This is a genomic window from Psychrobacter sp. (genome assembly GCF_018260395.1).
GTDB lineage: Bacteria > Pseudomonadota > Gammaproteobacteria > Pseudomonadales > Moraxellaceae > Psychrobacter.
This window is the reverse complement of record NZ_JAGLBC010000005.1, coordinates 41346-48277: the sequence shown is the minus strand read 5'-3', so window position 1 is coordinate 48277 and position 6932 is coordinate 41346. Positions and strand designations below refer to the sequence as shown.

6 protein-coding genes are annotated in these 6932 nt (G+C 40.8%); 1 reads left to right on the top strand and 5 read right to left on the bottom strand.

What is annotated here, in order from left to right; genetic code table 11:
* Positions 1-155: 155 nt before the first annotated feature.
* From QZ265_RS01135 to argS, 3 genes are all read right to left on the bottom strand, one after another.
* The gene (locus QZ265_RS01135; RefSeq protein ID WP_296402528.1) at positions 156-914 is read right to left on the bottom strand and encodes an IclR family transcriptional regulator; all 759 of its coding nucleotides are present in this window, start codon (positions 912-914) and stop codon (positions 156-158) included.
* A 47-nt stretch (positions 915-961) separates the two neighbouring features.
* Positions 962-1789: an SPOR domain-containing protein gene (locus QZ265_RS01130; protein WP_296402526.1), complete on the bottom strand. Its 828-nt coding sequence runs from the start codon at positions 1787-1789 to the stop codon at positions 962-964.
* Positions 1790-1944: 155 nt separating this feature from the next.
* A complete protein-coding gene (gene argS, locus QZ265_RS01125; RefSeq protein WP_296402524.1) occupies positions 1945-3774 on the bottom strand; it encodes an arginine--tRNA ligase in 1830 nt (609 codons plus the stop codon).
* 321 nt (positions 3775-4095) lie between these two features.
* Between argS and QZ265_RS01120 the strand changes: the two genes are divergently transcribed.
* A complete protein-coding gene (locus tag QZ265_RS01120) occupies positions 4096-4326 on the top strand; it encodes a DUF2788 domain-containing protein (RefSeq protein WP_296402522.1) in 231 nt (76 codons plus the stop codon).
* Between the two features lie 135 nt (positions 4327-4461).
* Here the strand turns inward: QZ265_RS01120 and QZ265_RS01115 are convergent, their stop codons facing one another.
* Together QZ265_RS01115 and cmoB are read right to left on the bottom strand one after the other, a co-directional pair.
* Positions 4462-5583 carry a DUF1176 domain-containing protein gene (locus tag QZ265_RS01115; protein ID WP_296402520.1) on the bottom strand — a complete coding sequence of 374 codons (1122 nt, stop codon included), beginning with the start codon at positions 5581-5583 and terminating at the stop codon, positions 4462-4464.
* A 145-nt stretch (positions 5584-5728) separates the two neighbouring features.
* Entirely contained in the window at positions 5729-6823 is a 1095-nt protein-coding gene (gene cmoB / locus QZ265_RS01110; protein ID WP_296402518.1) for a tRNA 5-methoxyuridine(34)/uridine 5-oxyacetic acid(34) synthase CmoB, read from the bottom strand.
* Positions 6824-6932 lie beyond the last annotated feature (109 nt).

Genomic DNA, 6932 nt, shown 5'->3' with positions numbered 1-6932 from the left:
TTTGACGACAGTGTTTTAACTCAGTGATGTCTTAGATGAATAGTACTTTGATTTAAATTTAGAATTCTTTGTACCTATTTATCTGTCTAGCATCAAAATTATCATGAAAAGCCCAAGTCAATGACCTGGGCTATTTGTATACGTAAAGTAAAGCATTAACTTTGCAATTCGTAAACCAAAGACTGGATATCAAGCGCCGCTTCTCGTAAACGCGGCACAAAATGCATCATATCTTTTAAGGATATTCTTACGGTTGGGGCGTGCATATATAAGGAGGCTAAATAACGGTCTTTCTTATCTAAGATAGGTACCGAAACTGCGACCATTTCTGATATAAACTCTTCATCGTCGATGCCAATGCCAGTTTCAGCAATATGATCTAGCTCTTTATTAAGCTCATCAATATTAGTAATGGTGTTCTTGGTAAACTTATCTAAGCTTAAATTTTGCAACATTTTACCACGTCGCTCAGGAGATAATTGACTAAGGTATAGCTTACCTGTTGCAGTACACCATAACGGCGACTTAGATCCTACTGGCAAATAAATCTGTAACGGTAACTCAGTCTTGGCACGGTTGGTATAAATCATATGCATGTTATGCGGTACACTAATTCCGCATGTTTCTTTTACATCACGCACCAAGTGCTGCAAAATGACATGACGCTCGCTATAAAATTGGCGCTGCTGCCAAAGCTCAACACTTAAATTACGCACTCTTTTTCCAGCAACAATCCCTCCGGTAATATCCACCATAACATAACCCTCTTCTATTAACTGTTGTAATAGACGATGAATAGTGGGCTTAGGAATATCAAGTTGCTGGGATAACTCTAAAGGTGTGGTTGGCGTAGCGGAATAAGACACTGCTTCGATAATCTGCAGTACTCGCGTAATGGAGGAGACCTTTGCCATAGTTAACACACCCTGTTTCACACATCTTTAGATTATAAATGACAATACTAACGACGCTGTTCAACGACCAAAGAATCGATACCATTATTTTGTAGTTTCTGCTGAGCCGATATAACGTTTTGGCGATTGGTCATGGTAGGAGAAACCACTTGATAAACCACTTGGCCATTAGCCATTTTGGACTTAACGACACGAGCATCAACTCCAGCCATGAGTACTTGTGCACGACGTTTATCGGCTTCTTCAGCATTACTATAGCTATTTATTTGTAGTATGTAGCTTTGTTTCATTGATGTAGGCAGGGTTGCCGCTTGAGAAGCTCCATTACCCTTATCGCTTTGTGTCGAACCTTGTGGATTGTCCTGAGAATTTGCAGGCGTAGGGTCGTCATAAGTGCCTTGTTCTTCCACAATAACGATGTCTTGATCATTATTTGATGTTGGCGACTGTGGACTAGGTTTTGGCGTGTTTGTTCTATCTTCCGAAATAACCGTATTATCAGAACTAACAATAGTATTATCTGGATTTTGAGGGTTTCTACCAGGCTCAGTTATCACCACATCAGGCTGTAAATCAGTAGGGTTAGTAGACATATTATCGTCAACAGACACCGCTTGATCAGGCAAGCTTATCATTTCTTGGTCTGGCAAAAGATCATAGAACTCAAAGTCTTCGTTTTTATTTTTAGGCTGTGTAATAGGTGCTACAGTATGCTCTTCGGCTTTTTTTTCTGAACCCATATCGAAGGGATTCCACAGATACAGCACCACTATACATATTACGGTTAATAAGGCCCCTAGGAACATCCACAGTAAGCTAGCCATCCCACCGCCTTGTCGTGTTTCTACCGCACCTTTGGGTTTTTTTGCTAACATAAACTTTCTCCACTTTCAAATTCAATCGGGGCATGTTTGTTATAGTTATAGCCAACTTTATCAACCTAGCATAACAAATTAAGGCAACTTACTAATTGATAAGGTATGCAGCTTAAAAAAGAAACATCTTAACCTCATAAGCTAACTTTTACATGCTACATGCTGGTAGGCGCTGACAATCCCAATAAACTTAAACCATTAGCCAGCACTTGGCGCACTGCCTTAGACAGACGCAAACGGGCTTGCATTAAGTCTAACTCTTCTTGACTTGGGGTTTCATCAGCAATGATACTCACTGGTAAAATACGATTGTCGTTATACCAAGCGTGGAATAATGAGGCCAAATCCTTTAAGTAATTGGTTAATACATGTGGGTCATAACCTGTGGCAGCTCGCTTTAAGGTGGCTGGGTAAGCGGCCATTAATTTCATAAGCTCGCTTTCGGCTTCTGCTTGTAGCAATATTTGCTGCGCTTGGCCTTGTGCATCATCGACGGTAAAACCTTTGTCATTGATTTTTTCAAGCACACTACAGACACGAGCATGGGCATATTGAATGTAATAAACGGCGTTGTCTTTGCTCTGCGACTTCGCCAATTCTAAATCAAAATCAATGTGGACTTCTGGCTTACGGGCCACATAATAAAAACGTGCGGCGTCATTACCCACTTCTTCACGCAACTCACGCAAGGTCACAAATTTGCCTGAACGAGATGACATTTGAATTTTTTCTTCACCACGCCATAGCGCTACAAACTGCACTAAAATAACTTCTAGACGTTTTTCATCGATACCCAGTGCTGTCAGTGCAGCACGTACACGAGCAATATATCCATGGTGATCAGCACCCCAAACATTAATCACCGTATCAAACCCACGCTCAAATTTATTCTTATGATAAGCAATGTCGGATGCAAAGTAAGTGGTCAAACCATTGGCACGACGAACCACGCGGTCTTTTTCGTCCCCAAAGTCAGTTGAACGGAACCATGTGTTACCGTCTTTTTGGTACAAATAACCTTTGCTATCAAGCTCAGCGAGTACTGGCTCAATCTCTTCAGCAATAGACTTTTCGCTAAACCACTGCTCAAAACGTACCCCAAAGTCATTCAAGTCATCTTTGATGTCTGCTAGGATGTCACTTAAAGCGGCTTTTAGGAAGATATCGTAATCTGCTCCTAAGGCTTTTTTACTGTTGGCGATAATTACGTCAATATGCGCATTTTTATCACCAGAGACTATCTCTTTTGCGCCCGCTTCACTAACTTGAGATACTTCATCTTCAGGAGCGTTATTGCTAATCTCAGCATAAGGATGAACATAAGCATCTGCTTGCTGAGTTTTGACGGTTTGGGCAATTTGGGTCACATAATCGCCTTGATAGCCACCTACAGGGAAGTGTACTTGCTCACCATTTAATTCTAAATAACGTAAATAAGTACTAGCGGCTAGGATGTCCATTTGACGACCTGCGTCATTAACGTAGTATTCACGTGTGACATGATAACCCACTGCTTCCAATAAGTTAGCAACACTCATACCAAAAGCAGCACCACGACCATGACCCACATGCAAACTTGAAGTTGGGTTGGCGGAAACAAACTCTACTTGAATCTTTTTATCGGAGAATTCATCAGTTAAGCCATAACGCTCATGTTTATCAAAGATTGCATCTAATACAGCAAACTTAGCTTCAGTATTTAAGAATATATTGATAAAACCAGGACCGGCCACCTCTAACTTAGCAATGCTATCATAGTCAGGTAATGCCGCGATTAGCTGATCTGCTAAAAGGCGTGGATTTGACTTGGCTGCTTTGGCGGCAGTTAAAGCGATATTACTGGCATAGTCGCCGTGCTCAGGGCTTTTGCTTCGGGTAATTTGACTGTTATTTTGCCAATCTACTGGCAATACGTCTTGATCAATCAATACTTTGGCGGCGCTATCAAGTAATGCAAAGATTTCATCAATTTGAGCTTGCGACATAATGAATTAAACTCTGAAGTTAAGTAAATAGGAGATTTAAATATAGGTTTGAGGACAATATTGAAATGGTGCTTATATATTAGAAGCAGCCCTTTAATATATCAAGGTTGGCTGTTTTTTTCCATCATCTTTCAATTTTGTTGTTTTGTTATCATTGTCCACCAAAATGGCATTATGGGGCCAGACTCCTCTATAATGGCAAATAGTAGATAAACTTTTAACACTTAGCGTACTATTCTAACATGCTGATTTAGCGTACTGATTTAAAGTACTGTCAAAATAGTACCTCCCTATTTTTATCATTAACTTTGGAATGCACTTATGCTTGCTGCTGTGTTTGCTATTGCCGCTGAAACTGTTACCCAGTGGGGCCTATACGTTTTATTACCTATTTTTATCGCTTTTTTGTTTTTTATTATGTGGGACATTTCTAAAAAATCTGATGCAGGTCGTGCCGGTACCTTTTGGATTTTTCTCGCCTTAGGTGCAGGATTTGTGGGCTTTTTATTGAAGCTGGTATTAGAAGTTGTGTTCGAAAGATGGGTGCTTTAAGGAGGCTAAATTTAAGTAATATTATTTTTTCAAGTTTAAGCGCTATTGGCTACTCTGCCCTTGACGCTTTGCCTAAACTAAATATGTAGCATAATTTTTTATAGTTTAGTATTTTATAGCTTAGTTAGTTATAGTCTAATTTTTAACAACCTTAGTAACATAAGTGGGCAATTCCCACGCACCACCCTCAAAGCCTCGGCACATACCTGTGGTCAGTTCCGATGATTTAACAAATGTTTTGCCATTCCAGGTCCATACCGTTCCACTCCAGCAGTCACCTATCCCGCGCCCTTTACTAGCGGATGAAATTTGGCCATTGGCATAACTAATGCCTGAGGTGGTGATAAGCTGAGGTTGATTGGGCTTGGCATTGTTAATCAGCCAATAACCGTACCCTTCATTATAAGCAGCGCGCCAGCACGGATGACTGGCCAAGGTGTTGTTGGCATCAATAGGCGAAAATGTCCATTCAAAAGTCTCGCTTTTATAGTTTTGTGACTGCTCACTGGCTGGATTAATCAGCTCACATTCGCCCATGCTATCTTTAGAGCCTATGAATTGTTTGGCATTGATATTAATCCATTTATTAATATTGTTATTGAAGTAAGCTTTTTTAGCTGGTGTTAATGAATGACGAGTATCATCAGGATAAGCATACGCTTTGTGGATGATAGGTTGTGGACGTTGATCTTTTGGTGTTTGCAGATTGGGGTTGTTTTTACTGACCAATGCCAGTTTTGTGCCCACACGGCCTTGCACCTCATCGAGTTTTAACAATACGGCGTTCATGCCTTTATCACTGATTTGCCATGTCATCTTTGGCGATTTCAATACGATAGATAGGTTGTTGTCTGCAGAATTAAGCAATTGCTGGGTTTGCTGCGATGTTAGCTGCAATTTGGGGCTTAAATTGCCATAATTTTTACCATTTAACCAAAGCTGTATAGTTTGCGGCTTATTCCTATTGTCATCGATAAGCTTGACATAACCCTCTGGCAGCGCTACTTTCGGCTTTGCAACCAACATTATAGATGCAGGTTTAGTCTCTGTCGTCTCATCTTGATATCCTGCAGCGCGGCAGGTTAAAGTATTATCACAAACGACTTGCCAATCATCTTTCTCAAACCCATTATTACTAAAAGGAGTACCAAACGCATCTGATGCGGTAGCAGGTAAGCCAGTTGCTCCCATAAGTCCCATTAAAGTCAAAATAAAGATGGAATGCTTAGTACAGTATCTAGTCAAATAGTTAGTCATTAGGATATTTCCTATTAAACCTATATTAATATATTGATATCATTTGAAATATTATCATAGATAAACCCTATTAAATAAGTAAAACAAATGGAATAAAACTTATTTACCGATCTTATACATACTAACTATTATCGTGTAATTTAAATTACTTAGTCGCAATCAATGTCGCTCGCATCGGCGCAGGATAGCCTTCAATTGTCATCATAGGATCATTCGGATCTAAAAAGTCTTTAAGCGATTGATAGGTCATCCACTCCGTGGCTCGCTGCTCCTCAACTGAAGTGATATCAATATCCACGCATTTGACATCTCTAAACCCTACCTTTTCGAGCCAGCCTGTTAGTGCCGCTACAGATGGAATAAAATAAACATTGTTCATTTGCGCATAGCGGTTATGCGGTACCAATACCGTATTTTTATCACCTTCTACCACTAAGGTCTCTAACACCAATTGACCGCCGTTTATTAACTGATTTTTTAATTGATTGAGATGTTCAAAGGGCGACTGTCTGTGATAAAGCACCCCCATACAAAATACCGTGTCAAACAGCTGATTGCCTTCATCCGAGCTTGAAGGCAACTCCTCTAAACCGACGGGGATATAGTGGGTGCGATAACCGATACCTGTTTTGTCGATGTCCATATCAGTATCAAAGCCGGCCACAAAATGTCGAATCGCCATAAATTGATGATAAAAAAGGCATGACGGGTCAATAATAACCACTTGTTTCGCGCCCGCGCCCGCCATACGCCAGCCGTGATAGCCTGAACCACCACCCACATCAAGCACATAACGGCCCTCAAGCGTGCCGATATGAGGTTTAATACGATTCCATTTCCAATCACTGTGCCATTCGGTATCAATGAATACTTTATTGTCGCCGGTACCAATCTGAAATGGGCCCTTACGCCACGGCATTAACTGCTTCATCAAGGCAGTAATCTGCTTACTTTGCCCCTCGTTTAATTGAGCCTCTATGGTCAACACGTCACTGTTTAAGTCTACTCCGTTGACTTCGATTTTTGGCAGATTTTCCACCGCAGATAAATAGGCTGGCGCATGAGCATAGCGCCGTTTGTCTTTCACGTCACTGAGCCACTGTGGTAGATTCGCCAACCACTGGGTAGCAATGGGGCGATATTGAGCACGTTGAATCAGTGCTAGATAGAGTTCACGTTCAGCGGTTTCGATGGTTTGATTGGATGTTTGGTTTGTCATATTGGTTGTTTGGTTTGTCATAAACGGTTCGTTGTTTTTGAATATAGGGAGGTTAGTATAATTGTGATAGATATTAAGCTGGCTATTATAAGGGCTATGGCTGTCCGGGTGAACTTAAGCAATGTTAGCA

Excerpts from the sequence above, each read along its gene's own strand:
- argS (WP_296402524.1), bottom strand. The coding sequence starts at position 3,774 with ATGTCGCAAGCTCAAATTGATGAAATCTTTGCATTACTTGATAGCGCC.
- cmoB (WP_296402518.1), bottom strand. The coding sequence starts at position 6,823 with ATGACAAACCAAACAACCAATATGACAAACCAAACATCCAATCAAACC.
- QZ265_RS01135 (WP_296402528.1), bottom strand. The coding sequence starts at position 914 with ATGGCAAAGGTCTCCTCCATTACGCGAGTACTGCAGATTATCGAAGCA.
- QZ265_RS01115 (WP_296402520.1), bottom strand. The coding sequence starts at position 5,583 with ATGACTAACTATTTGACTAGATACTGTACTAAGCATTCCATCTTTATT.
- QZ265_RS01130 (WP_296402526.1), bottom strand. The coding sequence starts at position 1,789 with ATGTTAGCAAAAAAACCCAAAGGTGCGGTAGAAACACGACAAGGCGGT.
- QZ265_RS01120 (WP_296402522.1), top strand. The coding sequence starts at position 4,096 with ATGCTTGCTGCTGTGTTTGCTATTGCCGCTGAAACTGTTACCCAGTGG.